This window comes from Pseudomonas sp. NFR02 (assembly GCF_900119375.1).
In the GTDB taxonomy this organism is placed as follows: Bacteria; Pseudomonadota; Gammaproteobacteria; order Pseudomonadales; family Pseudomonadaceae; genus Aquipseudomonas; species Aquipseudomonas paracarnis.
Genome location: NZ_FPJJ01000004.1, coordinates 102,575 through 118,774 on the forward strand (window position 1 = coordinate 102,575; position 16,200 = coordinate 118,774).

The window sequence follows — 16,200 nt, forward strand, 5'->3', positions numbered from 1 at the left end:
CGAGTCGCCCATGCACACTCGATCAAATGTGGGAGCGGGCTTGCCCGCGAATACGGTGGGTCAGGCACAGATGCATTGATTGACACCCCCCATTCGCGAGCAAGCCCGCTCCCACTTTTAGCCCTGGGGGGTTACGGAGTTGTGCGCATGACACTCAACCGCCCAATAACGGGCAACTTGCTCAGTAGCCCGAAAAGCGGCGCCGTCATCCGCAACAAAGCGCCCGACACCTTCGCCGCGAACGGCGTGTAATACCCCCAGCCCAACGCCAACAGCGCCAGCAGTACGCCACCGATGTAGTCGTCCTGTCCCCAGTGCGCGCCCGCGACCAGCCGCGGCATCATGAACAGCAGCGCCAGGCCCCAGATCACCAGCACCTGGCCGATGCGCCGGGCGAACACGCTCATGAACATCGCCCAGATCAATAGCACCGAAGCATGGTCGCCGGGGAAGCTCTGGCTCGAGCGGTCCTTCAATTCCCAGGTTTTCTCCAGCCCTGGGAAAAAGTCGCTCATTTGAATCGCGCCGCTGATGACCATCGACGGGCTACTGTGCTGCCAGCCCATGTGCGCCGCGAGTTTGGAGAACAGCATGCGGACAAACAGCAACAGCAGCAGAATGCCGAGGAAGCCAAAAAACGCCTGGCGCACCTGCACGGCCTTGAACACCCAGTCGCCGCGAATCAGCAGTGCCAGCAAAATCACGCCGACCACTGCATCAAACGGCCGCAGGCTGGCCACGGCCCATATATGCAACCAGGTCGAGTTCGTGGCCAATGGGCCATTGAGCAGATGAAACAGCCACTCGTCGAAAATCACACAGAGCATCTGGCCCGTGGGCCACAGCCAAAAACACAGCAGCCCGATAGCGAGTAGATTGCAAAGAGCCCATCGCCGGAGGTTCCAGTTGGCTTGGAACAAACCCGGATTGTTCATAAACTGTCCCTCATCGCTCTATTCAGCTCCTTGAATTCAGGAGAAGTCGCACCAAGATGGTGCTAAAGCGTTTAATTTTATAAACCTTGTAATCATTTTGTCATCACTTCAGATACCCAGACCTATGACTGATCTACCGGATACCGACTTCACCCAACGCTTCATCTTCGATGAGAGCGATGCCCGCGGCGAGATGGTTTCGTTGGAGCTCAGCTATGCCGAAGTCCTTGCCAAACACGCCTATCCGGAGCCGGTCGCGCAATTGCTCGGCGAGTTGATGGCAGCCGCGGCGCTGCTGGTGGGCACCATGAAGTTCGACGGTTTGCTGATCTTGCAGGCTCGTTCCGAAGGGCCAGTGCCCATGTTGATGATCGAGTGCTCGAGCGAGCGCGAGATCCGTGGTCTGGCCCGTTACGAGCCTGACCAGATTGCCGCAGATGCCACCTTGGCCGACCTGATGCCCAATGGCGTCCTGGCACTGACTGTCGACCCGACCGAGGGCCAGCGGTACCAGGGTATTGTCGACCTCGACGGTCAGACCCTGTCGGAATGCTTCACCAACTACTTCGTTATGTCCCAGCAAGTGGGCACCAAGTTCTGGCTTAACGCCGACGGCAAGCGCGCCCGTGGTTTGCTGGTGCAACAACTGCCGGCCGATCGCATCAAGGATGAGGATGATCGTGCCGAAAGCTGGCGGCATATCATCGCCTTGGCCGACACCTTGAAGGCCGAAGAACTGCTGGGCCTGGACAACGAAACCATCCTGCACCGCCTCTACCACGAAGAGGCCGTGCGCCTGTTCGACGCACAGGGCCTGCATTTTCGCTGCAGTTGCTCGCGCGAGCGTTCCGGTAACGCGCTGGTCAGCCTGGGTCTGGAAGATGCGCAAAACCTGGTGGTGGAACATGGCGGCCATATCGAGATCGACTGCCAGTTCTGCAACCAGCGCTACCTGTTCGATGCGGCTGATGTAGCGCAATTGTTCGCTGGAGCAGGCATCGACACCCCTTCCGACACCCGCCACTAAAACGTTTAAGCACAGGTAAATCACCTGACAAACGCCGGATTAGAGGTGTTCTGACGGGAGGGCCCTACTCTTTTTGGGCTTTTCTGGCATAATCCGGCCCACTTTTTTCGCGGTAGTAGTGCGCAACTTTCTACTACAAAACGTTTGGAGCACTCGGCCATAGGCCGACGGGGAACCTCATGACGCAAGCCAATAACGCCGTATACACCGATCTGAGTGTTGACGATCTGGTCAAAGAAGCCCTGCAGCGCGGTGAAGGCGTGCTTGCCGATACTGGCGCGCTGGTCGTAGAAACCGGTCACCGCACCGGTCGTTCGCCGGTTGACCGTTTCATCGTTGAAGAGCCGTCCACCCAGGACGCCATCGCCTGGGGCCCGATCAACCGCAAGTTCCCGGCCGACAAGTTCGATGCCTTGTGGGCTCGCGTCGAGGCCTTCAACAACGCGCAAGAGCATTTCGTTTCCCATGTTCACGTAGGGGCTGCAGAAGACCACTACCTGGCCGTGAAAATGACCACCCAGACTGCCTGGCAGAACCTGTTCGGTCGTTGCCTGTTCATCAACCCGGCCCAGTACAACCCGGCCGGTCGTGAAGAGTGGCAAGTGCTCAACGTGGCCAACTTCGAGTGCGTGCCAGAGCGTGACGGCACTAACTCCGACGGTTGCGTGATCCTCAACTTCGCCCAGAAAAAAGTACTGATTGCCGGCATGCGTTACGCCGGTGAAATGAAAAAAGCCATGTTCTCGGTGCAGAACTTCCTGCTGCCGGCTGCCGACGTGCTGCCGATGCACTGCGCCGCCAACATTGGCGAAGCAGGCGATGTGACCCTGTTCTTCGGCCTGTCCGGCACTGGCAAGACCACCCTGTCTGCCGACGAAAGCCGTTACCTGATCGGTGACGACGAGCACGGCTGGGGCGAAGGCGTGGTGTTCAACATCGAAGGCGGTTGCTATGCCAAGTGCATCGACTTGTCCGAGAAGAACGAGCCGGTTATCTGGAAAGCCATCAAGCATGGCGCGGTGCTGGAAAACGTCGTGATCGACGAGGCCAAGCACGCCGACTACGCCGATGTCAGCCTGACCCAGAACAGCCGTGCCGCCTACCCGCTGGAGCACGTTGCCAAGCGTTCCGAGAAGAACCTGGGCGGCGAGCCAAACGCGGTGATCTTCCTGACTTGCGACCTGACTGGCGTACTGCCGCCTGTGTCGATCCTCAGCGAAGAACAGGCGGCCTACCACTTCCTGTCCGGCTACACCGCTTTGGTGGGTTCGACCGAAATGGGTTCGGGCAGCGGCATCAAGTCGACCTTCTCCACCTGCTTCGGCGCGCCGTTCTTCCCACGTCCGGCTGGCGAATACGCAGAGCTTCTGATCAAGCGCATCCGTGGTTTCGGCTCCAAGGTCTACCTGGTCAACACCGGCTGGACCGGCGGCGGCTACGGCGTTGGTAAACGCTTCAACATCCCGACCACTCGCGGCGTGATTGCAGCGATCCAGAGCGGCGCGTTGATCGGTGCGCAAACCGAACACCTGGACACCATCAACCTCGACGTGCCATTGGCCGTACCGGGCGTTGAAACCGGCCTGTTGAACCCGCGCAACACCTGGGCTGACAAGGCTGCCTACGACGAAGCCGCGAAAGCGCTGGCTGGCCTGTTCATCGAAAACTTCAAGAAGTTTGAAGTCAGCGATGCGATCAAGGCGGCGGGTCCTAAGTTGTAAGACTCGCCGGTTGTAAAAAAGCCGCCTCTTAAGTAGGCGGCTTTTTTATGTGCGAACGATTAGTCGGCCATGTGCAGTACCACTGCACCGACCAGCACCAGGACGACACCTGCCACCTGCACCGCTGACAACCGCTCCTTGAAAAATACAAACCCCAGGATCGCCGCGATCCCTCCAGAGAGCGTACTGATCACCGTCACCACCGACACCGAGCCGGCCATTGCGCCCCACGAAAACGCCGAGAAACCGCCGAGGTTCATCAAGCTCGCTCCGGTCAACGTCGCGCAGTTTTTCAGTGGCGGGATCTTCAGGCCATCCTTGATCTTCAGCACCATTACCACCAGCACGCACAGGCCTACCAGGTAACCCAGCCACAACATGGTGATTGGCCCCAGCGCTGGCAGTGTGTAGCGGCCTTGCAGCCAGAAACTGGTGCCGTACAAGGTTGCGGCGAACATGGCGTAGGCAATGGACAGGCGCGGGTTGTTGTGAGGCGTACCGTTGTCCTTGTGAACGCTGGACAGCACAACGCCGATCACGCACAGGGCGATGCAGCCCAGTTGTATCAGGCTGATGTGTTCACCGCTGGCCCAGGAGAGCAGGGTGGTCACCACTCCATAGGACGTCACCAGCGGCGCGACGATGGCTGCTTTGCCCAAGGCAAAGGCTTTGGACAGCGCAAGGGCGCCGGACACCGTCAGCAGAGCGGCGGCGACGCCCAGGAGCCAAACGCTTAACGGTGCATCAAGGGATTTGAAAAGGAAGGCCGGGAAAATGACCAGCAGGAAGGTCATGATCAAAAAACCGAGAGCTTGGCCGAAATACACCGCGCGTTTAACGCCAACGGCGCGGGCGTTGAGGCCCACCAGAAAGTCCGTGCCGCCCCAGAGCAGAGCGGCCAGCAGGCCCATTGTTACGTCCATGTAAGGTCCTTGTTATTTATACGGCTCGTCAGATGAGCGCAGATCCACTGTGGGAGCGGGCTTGCCCGCGAATGCAATGTATCAGTAACGCAAATATTGGCTGACACGCCGTATTCGCGAGCAAGCCCGCTCCCCCATTTTGTGCTCAGTGTTGCTCAGGTCAGCTCAGGTTTTCCAGCGTCTGCGTGTCCCAGCGGTGGGTCTTGATCGCCAGGTAGAGCATGCCGATGGTCAACGGGATCTTGTCACCACGGCCTTTGGCGCGACGCTTCAGGAACACGTCGAACACCGGCGGCTGGAAGTAACGATAAGCGTCGTAGTCGCCCAGGTCGACACCAAAATCCTGCTCCAGCGCCTCCATGAATTGCTTGGCCTCAGCACCATCGCACCCGAGGTCGAAGTTCAGTGAGGTGTGCAAGCCAATGGTCTTGTGTTTTGGCAAGCCGATTTCTTCATGCAGCAATTGCAGGAGCTGCTGCATGACGGGACCTTCGGGGAAGTTGGGAGACAGGTTCATGGTGGGACCAATCATCAAAGGGTGAGTGTTGTTTACCCTGCAATAGATATTCGGGGTGCTCAGCAACCCGATGCCTGTCACAAAGGCGACTATCGGCAGACTTTCAAGCTGTGCCCCTATGATCCAAGACGTGGCATACAACAGAAGTATTGGACCGGTTATCAATAGGCAGAGCCCGAGCCATTTTCTGAGTAGGGGCAACCTTATTGTTCTATCAATTACAGCGGCCAGTATTAAGAAGAGCAGCAAATTGATCCACTGAATGTACTCGTTCATCGCACCAGGCAATCCCGGTTTGCCAGTACCAAGGCGAATCATCGTGAAGGTGATGCCATAGTGGCTGATGTGTTGAGTCCTTTCGATGGTCACAAAATTATGCCGAGCGCGTTGGGAGAGGGGGCTAGTGTCGTCCAGGCAAAGGGCTTTTCTGTAGAGGGGCAAGACACTGTTTGAAGCAGTTTGGGAAACGGACGACGCGCCGTTTTTTGGTTTTCTTACAATGCCTTCCTGCATTTATGACGTGATACCGATTTTGCTGGCTGAACCGAGCAAATGTGGGCGCCGGGTTTGCCCTAAGGCTTTTTGTAGGAGCGAGCTTGCTCGCGAAAAATTCACAGGCACCGCGTTTATCCAGGAAGCACGCGTTACCGTTGACATTTTTCGCGAGCAAGCTTGCTCCTACAGGTTTAGCTGCGGGGTGGCTGTTCGGTCGCTGAATTGGCAGCGACGAGCCGAACCTTAAAAGTGAGTTTGTTTTCGAGCCATAAACAGATGGTTTAGGCGTTCGAAGTTCGATCAGGCACTGAGAGGCCTACCGATACACCGCTCAAAAATCGCCTCCAGTCCCCGATAGTCACACGCCACCGCATCAATATTCGCGGGTATCCAGGCCGCGTGTTTCACCAGCCACCAATTCACCGAAAACCCCGCATTCACGATGATCTGTTCAAACAGGATCCGCTGCGCCCGTCCATTTCCCTCGCGGAAGGGATGAATGACATTCAGGTCGCCATAAGCTTCAGCTATTTGACGCACAAGGTCAGCTTGACTCGCACCGACATACCAATTGGCGTCTTGCATATGCCGGACGATTTTTGCCGCTTCTGGTGGAATACGCTCCGGGGTGCAAAACAGCGTGTCGCCTTTCTGGATGTTGACGCTGCGCAGTTCGCCGGCCCAGTCATAAATGTCACCGAACAGGACGCGGTGAATGTGTTGCAGGCGATCAAGGTCGTAGGGCGGCGGAAAGAGTGGCAGGTTGCCTACGGCGATTTCGGATAATTCCCGCTCGGCCTGGTGCAGGCGTGCTTCATCGAGCAAATCGAGGCGGTTGCGCAGGATGCTGCTACCGGGATAGCAGTACGGGTCCTGGCCCACCCCGTATTTGTCGAGCATCAGCGTGAGGTGTTGCGGTACTTGGCAAGGACGGCTTCGCGTGTCGGCAGGGGTTTGTCGACGTCGGTCGGTTGGGTATCGAACCCTTCCAGGCGCAGGCTGGCCAAGTAATTGGAACGGCGGATCTTGTGATAGTGATCCTGTTTTTGCTCAAACGTCAGTTCGCTCATCGCCGCGTCCTCTTGGAAAGCAAGGCTTGATTGTAGCGCAATGCGTAGCTCGGTAGGCGGGATAAAATCCCTGTCACAATCTGTATAAAAAATCTGCCAGCGAGCTCAATTCAGCGTATGTTTCACCGCAAAATCTTGTAGGGCGATTCCGCCCACTACTTAAAGGGAGTTAAGCATGGGTTTGCTTCGTGTCGCCTCGGCGATGTCTTTGTGTGCGGTGGCGTTTTCCGTCCAAGCCGAGCAATTGCCAATTGAGGTGCTCAGCGCGGTGGTCAAGGACCAGAAAATCGCCGATGCCGAAGTGTTGCTGCAACGTAATGGCGCGCAGAACGTGGTGGGCCGTACCAACGCACAAGGCCAGGTAACGCTGACCAGCGAGGCGGCTGATGATGCCAGCAACCTGCTGATCATCAAGAAGCCTGGCTATTCCAACCTGGTGGTGAAGTGCCCGTGCAAAGGCATGACCTATGCCGTCAGCCCGGTGATGGAAAATCTCGACGGCCTGCGTGTGGTGTTGACCTGGGGCAAGGCTCCACGTGACCTCGACTCCCATATGATCTTCCCCGGCAATAACATCTTCTTCAACAATAAAAAGGGCACCGACGCCGAACTGGACGTGGATGACACCGACAGCTATGGCCCGGAAACCATCACCCTGCAGAAAAAGCATTACGGCGAAAGCTACGTCTACGCCGTGCATGACTATTCCAACAGCGGCTCTCCCACCTCCAGCGAGTTGTCCAACAGTGAGGCCAAGGTGTTCGTGTACATGGGGCAATCCCTGGTGCGCACTTACTATGTGCCGCAGAACCGCACGGGCAACCTGTGGACAGTGTTCCGCATGACCGGCAGTGGCGACTTCCAGGACATCAACACCTTCACCGGCGTGAGAGTTGGCGCCGAAGATGTACTCAACGAGGTCAAGCCTTTGCTGGACGACAGCGTGGCCGTCACCGCCGTGACAGTGAGCTCGTCGGTACAGGCCGATGCGAAGAAGCTGAACCTCAAGGGCGAAGCGGCCTACCAGGCCGGTAACCTGGACCAGGCCATCGACTTCTTCCGTCAAGCCATCGAGCTGGATAACAGCTTCGGCAAGGCTTACGGCAACCTTGGCCTGGCGTATCAGAAAGCCGGCAATACTGCGGAGTCGATCTGGGCCAACCGCAAGGCTATCGCCCTGGCGACCGGTACCAATGCCGCGACCGTGCGTGCCGGTGCCTACTACAACATTGCACGCATCTACGAAGCGGCTGGGCAGTTCCCGGATGCGTTGCGTCATTACCAGTTGGCCAAGGAGCAAAAGGCCAACCCGGTGTATGACACGGCGATCGAGCGGGTGCAGAACCGCTGATTCAGCTGTAGCTCGGTTGTGAAATGTGGGAGAGGGCTTGCCAGCTCCCACATTTGTATCTGCTGCTTCCTGTTACGTTCTCAGAAAAGTCCCACTTCGGCCCTGAGCCCTCCCTCCCTCTGTGTATCATCCTGTCTCTTTTTTCCTTGCGACCTTTCTCGATTCGCTGGGATTCCCGGGCTATGTTTTTGAGCCAACTCAGCGGTCAATGGAGTGACAGCCTTATGCACGACACCCTCCAGCAGGTCTTTGGTTACCCACACTTTCGCTTGGGCCAGGAAGAGACGGTCAGCGCCGTGCTGGCTGGGCGATCTGCCGCCGCCATTTTCCCTACGGGCTCGGGCAAATCCTTGTGTTACCAGTTGTCGGCCGTGTTGCTGCCGCACCTGACGTTGGTGGTGTCGCCTTTGCTGGCGTTGATGCAGGACCAATTGGGTTTCCTGCAGCGCCATGGCATTTCGGCGGGCAGTATCGACTCGGCCCAGAGCCGTGATGAGGCCAATGATGTAATGGCCCGTGCGCGGTCGGGCGAGCTCAAGATTCTGATGATTTCCGTGGAGCGTTTGAAGAACGAGCGTTTCCGTAATTTCCTGAACAGCGTGCAGATCTCGTTGCTGGTGGTAGACGAGGCGCACTGTATCTCCGAATGGGGCCACAACTTCCGCCCGGATTATTTGAAGCTGCCGGACTACCAGCGCCAGTTCAACATCCCTCAGGCGCTGTTGCTGACGGCCACGGCCAAGCCCAAGGTGATCGCCGACATGCAGGCCAAGTTCGCCATTGCTGCTGAGGATGTAGTGACCACGGGCTTCTATCGGCCCAACCTCAACCTGCTGGTGGAACCCGTCAGCGGCCATGACAAACGCCGCAGGCTGGTGGAGTGGATGAAAGCGCGGGCCAACCAGCCGAGTATCGTCTACGTCACCTTGCAGAAAACCGCCGAGCAGATTGCCGAGCATCTGAACCGCCACGGTATTCAGGCCGAGGCTTATCACGCGGGGCTGCCCCATGAAAAACGCGAAGGTATCCAGCAGCGTTTCATGGGCGGGCGTTCCAATTGCATTGTCGCAACTATCGCGTTTGGCATGGGCATCGACAAGAGTGACATCCGCAATGTCGTGCACTTCGACCTGCCCAAGTCCATCGAGAACTACAGCCAGGAAATCGGCCGCGCAGGGCGTGACGGGCAGCCGTCCGATTGCCTGGTGTTGGCCAACCGCGACAGCCTCAATGTGCTGGAAAACTTCGTGTACGGTGATACGCCGGAGCAGGACGGCATTTTTCGCGTATTGGAGGAGTTGCAGTCCGCGCGTAGTGAAGGGCAGTGGGAGTTCCTGCTCAGGTCGCTGTCGGACCACAGCAATATTCGCGAGCTGCCGCTCAAGACGCTCTTGGTGCAGTTGGAGCTCAAGGGCGTGATCGCGCCGCGCTATGCGTTTTATGCGGAATACCGTTTCAAATACCTGATCGAACCCGAAGCCTTGCTGGCGCGTTTTTCCGGCGAGCGGCAGCAGTTTGTCGCGGCGATCATCCAGGTGTGCAAGCGCGCTAAAACCTGGGCGACGGTCGATTTCGATGCACTTTATCAACAGCACAATGCCGAGCGTAGCCGGGTGGTGAAGGCACTGGATTATTTTCAGGAGCAGGGCCTGATCGAGCTCGAAAGCAAGCAGATGACTGAGGTCTACAGTTTGCTCGACACTCATTTCGACCCGCACGCGTTAAGCGCCGAGTTATACACAGGCTTCAAGCAGCATGAGGTGACGGAGGTCGCGCGGATTCACGCCATGCTCGACCTGTTCGCCACCGACCACTGCCTGGGGCAGCGTCTGGCGCACTACTTTGGTGATGATAATGCACCCCAGCGTTGCGGGCATTGTTCGGTATGCCACGGCCAGGTCGCCCATCTGCCGGCGCCGCCGAGCCTGCCGCCGCTTGTGGATAAAAACTTCATGGGGCTGTGCGGTGATTTTATCCACAGGCATCATGAGCACACGGGGCACTTGCCGAATGCGGAGCGTTTGACGCGTTTCCTTGGCGGTATCAGCGTACCGTTGTTTACCAAGTTGAAGGCGCGGGGCATTCCCGGTTTTGCGGCGCTGGAAGACTACCCCTACGCCGAGGTGCGCGACTGGGCCCATGCTCAATTGGATCAACTTTGATGAGACTTGCCGATGCCTGACTCAACGCCTGTGCGCGACGACTACCGCCACTTCCAACCGATCACCACGCGTTGGCACGACAACGATGCCTACGGCCATGTGAATAACGTTACTTACTACAGCTTCTTCGACACAGCTGTTAATACCTACCTGATCGAACAGGGCGGGCTGGATATTCATGACGGTGAGGTGGTGGGGTTTGTGGTGAGTTCGGCCTGCGATTACTTCGCCTCGATTGCTTTTCCCGAGCGCATTGAAATCGGCCTGCGGGTAGGCAAGCTGGGCAATAGTTCGGTGCAGTATGAGCTGGCAGTATTCAAGGCGGGCGAGCAGGAGGCGTGTGCGGCGGGGCGCTTTGTCCATGTGTTTGTGGACCGAGCCTCGAACCAGCCAGTACCGATTCCGGGAATGTTGCGCGAAGCGATGCAGCGGCTGCTGGTTTGACGCACCTATAAGCAAAGCATCCCAAATGTAGGAGCCGGGCTTGCCCGCGATGGCGCAGTATCAGGCAGTACGTCTAAAACCTGATTCACTGCTATCGCGGGCAAGCCCGGCTCCCACATCGGATGTGTTCGTCAGAGCGCGGGTTTATCAGTCGCGATAACGGTGCTTGTTCTTGCGATGCCCATAGGCATGGCCGCGACCTGGGTGGCCATCGCGGTAGTAGCGACGATCGTCACGGTCGCGATCGCGGTAATGGCGGTTGTCGCGATCACTTTCGTTACCCATGTAGTTGCCTAGCGCGCCGCCCGCGCCACCGCCGGCCGCGGAGCCGATCAGTGCGCCGGTGCTGCCGCCGACGCTGCGGCCCACGACGTTACCGCCGGCTGCGCCCAATGCGCCACCAATGGCGGCTTCGCCACGGCTGCGTTTGTCGGCGCCGACTGCACTACCGCCTGCGCCGCCGAGGGCCGCGCCGATGGTCGAACCGGTGTTGCCGCCCAGCTGCTGGCCGACAACGGAACCTAGAACCCCACCCAATGCGCCGCCTACACCGGCTTCGGTGGTGCCGCCTGCCATGGCTGCGCCACTGACCAGGCCAAGGGACAACAAGAGAATCGAGGAGAACTTCATTCAGGGAAACCTCAAGGGATGACGGCGCGATCCTGAGGTTGTATCGAGGCGCTGACAATCGAAATCCGACCGGCGGCAGAGGTTGTATACAATTTGCTAAGTTACTGTTTTGTATGGGGAACTTAAGTCGTTTTTACGGGTCTTTAGCTACTTCGGAACGGCCGCTTTTATGCAAAAGCGGCCTTTTTTGTGCCTGTCGAATGTGTGGTGCTTGTGCTGGCCTCTTCGCGGGCAAGCCCGCTCCCACATCAGATCGGTCCACACAGTCTCAATGGTGAACCCATCCCAGTGTGTGCGGGCTTGCCCGCGAAAGCGTTAGTTCAAGCAACACATATCTCGGATCGAGTCAGGCCGAGCGCGCCATGATCAACCCACTGCCACTCGCCGCTTCCAAGCGAATCGCAACAAACTTGGACGTTGGCGTATGGCTACCGTCGCCAGTGCTTTCCAACGGCACCAACGGGTTCACTTCGGGGTAGTAAGCCGCCGCCTGCCCCGCCGGAATATCAAATGCCAGCAACGTAAAGCCCTTCACGCGGCGCTCACGACCGTCTTCCCACAGCGACACGATGTCTGCCTTCTGCCCCGGCTTGAAGCCCAGGCGGATGATGTCGGCTTCGTTGACGAACAGCACGTCACGTTGGCCTTTGACCCCGCGATAACGGTCGTCCAGGCCGTAGATGGTGGTGTTGTACTGATCATGGGAGCGCATTGACTGCATGATCAGGTCCGGCACTCGGCCCGTGGCGCGGGTGCGCTCATGGATCAGGTCTTTGGGCAAGATGTTGGGGCGGAAGTTGGCGCGACCTGACGGAGTGTTCCAGCGGCGTGCGCCGGCGGAGTTGCCCAGATAGAAGCCGCCTGGATGTTTGATCTTCTCGTTGAAGTCCTTGAAGCCTGGGATGGTGTCGGCGATCAGGTCGCGGATGCGCCCGTAGTCGGCCACCAGCCAGTTCCAATCCACGGGCTTGCTGCCCAGGGTAGCGGCAGCAATGCCCGCCAGGATCGCCGGCTCGGACTTCATCAGTTTCGACAGCGGTTGCAGTTGGCCGTTGGAGCCGTGGACCATGCTGAACGAGTCTTCCACCGTCACCGCTTGCGGGCCGTCGGCCTGGATGTCTATGTCGGTGCGGCCCAGGCACGGCAAGATCAACGCATCTTTACCGTGCATCAGGTGGCTGCGGTTGAGCTTGGTGCTGATCTGCACGGTCAGGTCGCAATTTCGCAGCGCTTCAAAGGTGCGCGTGCTGTCTGGCGTGGCTTGGGCAAAGTTACCGCCCAGGCCGATAAAGACTTTGGAGCGGCCTTCAAGCATGGCGTGAATTGCTTCCACCACGTTATGGCCATTGTCGCGCGGCACCTGGAACTGGAAACGACGCTCCAGCGCGTCCAGAAACGCCACCGGTGGGCGTTCGTTGATGCCCATGGTGCGGTCGCCCTGTACGTTACTGTGGCCACGCACCGGGCACAGCCCGGCACCTGGGCGGCCGATATTGCCGCGCAGCAGCATCAGGTTGGCGATTTCCTGGATAGTCGGCACCGAGTGGCGGTGCTGGGTAATCCCCATCGCCCAGCACATGATTACATTCTTGCCTTTGGCGTACATGCGTGCCGCTTGCTCGATCTCCACCAGGGTCAGGCCGGACTGCTCGACGATCTCCTCCCACGAGGTGTCGTCGATCTGACCCAGGTATTCCAGGACGTTGGCAGTGTGCTCGTTGAGGAAGTCGTGGTCGAACACCGCTTCCTTGCCTTCGGCCAGGGCTTGGCGTTCCCACAGCAGCAGGAACTTGGCCATGCCACGCAAGATAGCCATATCGCCACCCAGCGCCGGGCGGAAGTAGGCGGTGTTGGTCGGCTTGTCGCCGTTGGTGAGCATTTCCAGCGGATGTTGCGGGTGCTGGAAGCGCTCCAGGCCGCGCTCTTTCAGCGGGTTGATACACACCACCTGAGCGCCGCGTTTCACCGCTTCGCGTAGCGGCTCGAGCATGCGTGGGTGGTTGGTGCCGGGGTTCTGGCCCCAGACGAAAATGGCATCGGCATGTTCGAAGTCATCAAAGGTCACAGTGCCTTTGCCCACGCCGACACTCTGCGCCAGGGCTACGCCGCTGGCTTCGTGGCACATGTTCGAGCAGTCCGGGAAGTTGTTGGTGCCAAAGGCGCGTACGAACAACTGGTACAGGTAGGCGGCTTCGTTGCTGGCGCGGCCCGAGGTGTAGAACTCGGCCATGTTCGGGCTGGGCAGTGCGTTGAGGTGTTTGCCGACCAAGTCGAAGGCGGCTTCCCAACTGATGGGCGTGTAGCGATCGGTCTCGGCGTCATAGCGCATCGGCTCGGTCAGGCGGCCCTGGTATTCCAGCCAATAGTCGCTTTGCTCCAGCAACGCTGTGACGCTGTGCTTGGCGAAGAAGGCCGCATCGACGCGGCGCTTGGTGGCTTCCCAGTTGACCGCCTTGGCGCCGTTTTCGCAGAACTTGACCATGCCGCTTTCCGGCGAGTCGCCCCAGGCGCAGCCCGGGCAGTCGAAGCCGCCGTTCTGATTGGTCTTGAGCATCATGCGCAGGTTTTTCAGGGCGTTGTCACTGGTCAGCCAGGCTTGCGCCACACTGATCAGAGCGCCCCAGCCACCGGCTGGGCCTTTATAGGGCTTGTAGCGTGGGGTTGGGGTCTGGTCGGCTTGGTGGTGAAGGCTCATGGCTGGTGCTCCATCGCAGGGCTATAGACCCGTGGCGCGCTTTTTTGCGGCAGGTGGATGAGGTTGAGGTTGTGCCGGCGCGCCCATTGCAAGGCCAGGCCGGTAGGCGACGACAGGCTGACCAGGGTCTGGATGCCCGCGCGCAAGACTTTCTGAATCAATTCGAGGCTGCAGCGGCTGGTAACAATCGCCAGGCCGCCGTCGGTCGGAATCTTTTGGCGGATCAACGCACCAATCAACTTATCCAGGGCGTTATGCCGGCCGATGTCTTCGCGACCCATCAGCAATTCACCCTGGCTGTCCATAAAAATCGCCGCATGCACGGCGCCGCTGTGCTGGCCCAGGGGTTGGAATGCGCTGATACGCTGGCGCAGGCCATCTAGCCACTGCGCGGGCGGCAAGGGTGCGCCGGGCAGTACCTGAAGGTCGGGCAATGCTTGTTCTACCGCTTCCACGCCACATAGACCGCAGCCGCTGGTGCCTGCCAATTGGCGGCGTTGCTGCTTGAGGTTCCAGAACGCACGGCTGGAAACCTGTACCTGAGCGTACTGGGCTGCGCCTGAACCGCTGATCTTCAGGTCATAAATGTCGTTAACGTCGGTGATAATGCCGCTGCCGAGGCTGAAACCTACAATGAAGTCTTCCAGGTCCGTAGGCGTCACCAGCATCACCGCCTGGCTGATATCGTTGTAGGCAATCGCCAACGCCACTTCTTCGGCCAGCGCAGTGCTGGCGACTTCCGTGTGTTCAAGATTGCAATAGTGATAGCTCTGGCTAGCGACGGGCGCGGTCGATTCGAGAGCGGGCGCCGCGCAGTGAGGGCGCTTGGCGTTCATGGGGCAGTACCACCGGCGGATTGATCAGTGTTTAGACTAGGCGCGACAAAGGGTCACGTCTAATCGCCAGTATTGATCTATTGATAGAGGGCGTCGATCAAGGTTCACCCGCGTTTTCGTCGGGCTTATTCCAAGCAGGGGTGAGTTGGATACTTTTGAGTCTTTAGCCAGTCTGGAACCCAAGTCGGCAGGACTGGTCTAGTCTTGGGCATCTGGAAATTAAATCCCAAGGAGAGCGCACCATGAGTATTTTTAGCTTTATCAAAGAAGCCGGCGAAAAGATTGTCGACCTGTTGACGCCGGGTAATGCGAACGCCAGTGAGCAGTTGAAGGAGCATGTGAGCAAGGTGGGCCTGGGTAATCCAAACGTGCAGACCACGGTGGATGGCGACAAGGTCACGGTGACCGGTGAAGTGGCCACGCAGGAAGAGAAAGAGAAGATCCTGTTGGCGCTGGGTAACATTGCCGGCGTGGCAAGTGTGGATGACCAGATTACTGTCAGTGGTCCAGTCGTGGTGGCTTCACGCTTTGTTGTTGTGAAAAGCGGTGACACTCTCAGCGCAATCTCTAAAACGGTCTATGGCGACGCGAATAAGTACAACAAGATTTTCGAGGCTAACAAGCCACTGTTGTCGCACCCGGACAAGATCTACCCGGGCCAGACACTGCGCATCCCTGAGTAATACGCAGAACAAAATGTGGGAAGGGGCGTGCTCCCTCCCACACTTGATCAAAGTCCGGCAATGAGATCTCGATAATCCCCCACTGCTAAAAATTCTGCGGTGTCCTTTGGTCCTTTCTTGCTATCAGGCTCTTTCACTGCCAGCAAATGACCGACCCCGAAATCCCGGGCGCTGCGCAGGATCGGCAAAGTGTCATCTATAAACAGGCTACGGGCCGGGTCAAAGTGGATATCCGCTTGTAAGGCCTCCCAGAATTGCGGGTTTTCCTTGGGGAAACCGTAGTCGTGAGAGCTGATCAATCGCTCGAAATACGGCGCCAGTTCAATGCGCTCCAACTTCAATGACAGCGAATCACGATGAGCGTTGGTGATCATGATCACGCGCTTGCCGGCCTGTTTGATCGCCGCCAGGAACGTATCGGCATCCGGACGCAGGGCGATCAGGTGGGCGGTTTCCAGCTTGAGTTCGCGCACCGGGATCTTGAGCTCGGCGCTCCAGAAATCCAGGCAATACCATTGCAACTGTCCGGCGTTACGCTCAAACAGCGGTTGCAGCTCCATCTCCGCCATGGCCTGGCTCACACCGTGCAGTTCGGCGTAGCGCTGGGGCAGGTGCTCCATCCAGAAGTGGTTATCGTAATGCAGGTCGAGCAGGGTGCCGTCCATGTCCAGCAGGACGGTGTCGATGGCGTGCCAGGGCAGAGAGGGCATG

15 protein-coding genes are annotated in these 16,200 nt (G+C 58.4%); 6 read left to right on the plus strand and 9 right to left on the minus strand.

The window, feature by feature from the left end:
* Nucleotides 1-131 precede the first annotated feature (131 nt).
* Nucleotides 132-935 carry a phosphatase PAP2 family protein gene (locus tag BT199_RS13920; RefSeq protein ID WP_020302422.1) on the minus strand — a complete coding sequence of 268 codons (804 nt, stop codon included), beginning with the start codon at nucleotides 933-935 and terminating at the stop codon, nucleotides 132-134.
* Between the two features lie 124 nt (nucleotides 936-1,059).
* On the opposite strand from BT199_RS13920, the gene hslO reads away from it, so the two are divergent.
* Together hslO and BT199_RS13930 are read left to right on the plus strand one after the other, a co-directional pair.
* Nucleotides 1,060-1,962 (plus strand): Hsp33 family molecular chaperone HslO, encoded by a 903-nt coding sequence (gene hslO / locus BT199_RS13925; RefSeq protein WP_020302421.1) that lies wholly within the window; start codon nucleotides 1,060-1,062, stop codon nucleotides 1,960-1,962.
* Between the two features lie 179 nt (nucleotides 1,963-2,141).
* Nucleotides 2,142-3,683 (plus strand): phosphoenolpyruvate carboxykinase, encoded by a 1,542-nt coding sequence (locus BT199_RS13930; RefSeq protein WP_005783824.1) that lies wholly within the window; start codon nucleotides 2,142-2,144, stop codon nucleotides 3,681-3,683.
* Nucleotides 3,684-3,742: 59 nt separating this feature from the next.
* Here BT199_RS13930 and BT199_RS13935 read toward each other — a convergent pair whose 3' ends face one another.
* The 4 genes from BT199_RS13935 to BT199_RS26560 all read right to left on the minus strand — a co-directional run bounded on the left by BT199_RS13935 (nucleotide 3,743) and on the right by BT199_RS26560 (nucleotide 6,688).
* Nucleotides 3,743-4,606 carry an EamA family transporter gene (locus BT199_RS13935; protein WP_014716477.1) on the minus strand — a complete coding sequence of 288 codons (864 nt, stop codon included), beginning with the start codon at nucleotides 4,604-4,606 and terminating at the stop codon, nucleotides 3,743-3,745.
* Nucleotides 4,607-4,766: 160 nt separating this feature from the next.
* Nucleotides 4,767-5,123 (minus strand): DUF1493 family protein, encoded by a 357-nt coding sequence (locus tag BT199_RS27690; protein ID WP_014716478.1) that lies wholly within the window; start codon nucleotides 5,121-5,123, stop codon nucleotides 4,767-4,769.
* Nucleotides 5,124-5,918: 795 nt separating this feature from the next.
* Nucleotides 5,919-6,518: a putative adenosine monophosphate-protein transferase Fic gene (locus BT199_RS13945; RefSeq protein WP_072434720.1), complete on the minus strand. Its 600-nt coding sequence runs from the start codon at nucleotides 6,516-6,518 to the stop codon at nucleotides 5,919-5,921.
* Nucleotides 6,518-6,688 (minus strand): YhfG family protein, encoded by a 171-nt coding sequence (locus BT199_RS26560; RefSeq protein ID WP_003187692.1) that lies wholly within the window; start codon nucleotides 6,686-6,688, stop codon nucleotides 6,518-6,520. Before BT199_RS26560 ends, BT199_RS13945 begins: the two co-directional genes overlap by 1 nt.
* Before the next feature lie 175 nt (nucleotides 6,689-6,863).
* On the opposite strand from BT199_RS26560, the gene BT199_RS13950 reads away from it, so the two are divergent.
* The 3 genes from BT199_RS13950 to BT199_RS13960 all read left to right on the plus strand — a co-directional run bounded on the left by BT199_RS13950 (nucleotide 6,864) and on the right by BT199_RS13960 (nucleotide 10,645).
* Nucleotides 6,864-8,039, plus strand: coding sequence for a tetratricopeptide repeat protein (locus tag BT199_RS13950; protein ID WP_020302416.1), 1,176 nt, complete (start codon nucleotides 6,864-6,866; stop codon nucleotides 8,037-8,039).
* 224 nt (nucleotides 8,040-8,263) lie between these two features.
* Entirely contained in the window at nucleotides 8,264-10,201 is a 1,938-nt protein-coding gene (locus tag BT199_RS13955) for a RecQ family ATP-dependent DNA helicase (RefSeq protein WP_072434721.1), read from the plus strand.
* Nucleotides 10,202-10,213: 12 nt separating this feature from the next.
* The gene (locus BT199_RS13960) at nucleotides 10,214-10,645 is read left to right on the plus strand and encodes an acyl-CoA thioesterase (protein WP_003187697.1); all 432 of its coding nucleotides are present in this window, start codon (nucleotides 10,214-10,216) and stop codon (nucleotides 10,643-10,645) included.
* 147 nt (nucleotides 10,646-10,792) lie between these two features.
* Here the strand turns inward: BT199_RS13960 and BT199_RS13965 are convergent, their stop codons facing one another.
* From BT199_RS13965 to fdhD, 3 genes are all read right to left on the minus strand, one after another.
* The gene (locus BT199_RS13965; protein ID WP_014716482.1) at nucleotides 10,793-11,275 is read right to left on the minus strand and encodes a glycine zipper domain-containing protein; all 483 of its coding nucleotides are present in this window, start codon (nucleotides 11,273-11,275) and stop codon (nucleotides 10,793-10,795) included.
* A gap of 346 nt (nucleotides 11,276-11,621) precedes the next feature.
* On the minus strand, nucleotides 11,622-13,970 hold the full coding sequence (locus tag BT199_RS13970; protein WP_072434722.1) for an FdhF/YdeP family oxidoreductase: 2,349 nt from the start codon (nucleotides 13,968-13,970) through the stop codon (nucleotides 11,622-11,624).
* Nucleotides 13,967-14,806, minus strand: a complete 840-nt coding sequence (gene fdhD / locus BT199_RS13975) for a formate dehydrogenase accessory sulfurtransferase FdhD (protein ID WP_020302412.1) — start codon at nucleotides 14,804-14,806, stop codon at nucleotides 13,967-13,969. Before fdhD ends, BT199_RS13970 begins: the two co-directional genes overlap by 4 nt.
* A gap of 242 nt (nucleotides 14,807-15,048) precedes the next feature.
* On the opposite strand from fdhD, the gene lysM reads away from it, so the two are divergent.
* Nucleotides 15,049-15,489, plus strand: a complete 441-nt coding sequence (gene lysM, locus BT199_RS13980) for a peptidoglycan-binding protein LysM (protein ID WP_032894105.1) — start codon at nucleotides 15,049-15,051, stop codon at nucleotides 15,487-15,489.
* Between the two features lie 47 nt (nucleotides 15,490-15,536).
* Here the strand turns inward: lysM and yrfG are convergent, their stop codons facing one another.
* Entirely contained in the window at nucleotides 15,537-16,199 is a 663-nt protein-coding gene (gene yrfG / locus BT199_RS13985) for a GMP/IMP nucleotidase (RefSeq protein ID WP_072434723.1), read from the minus strand.
* Between the last annotated feature and the right edge of the window lies 1 nt (nucleotide 16,200).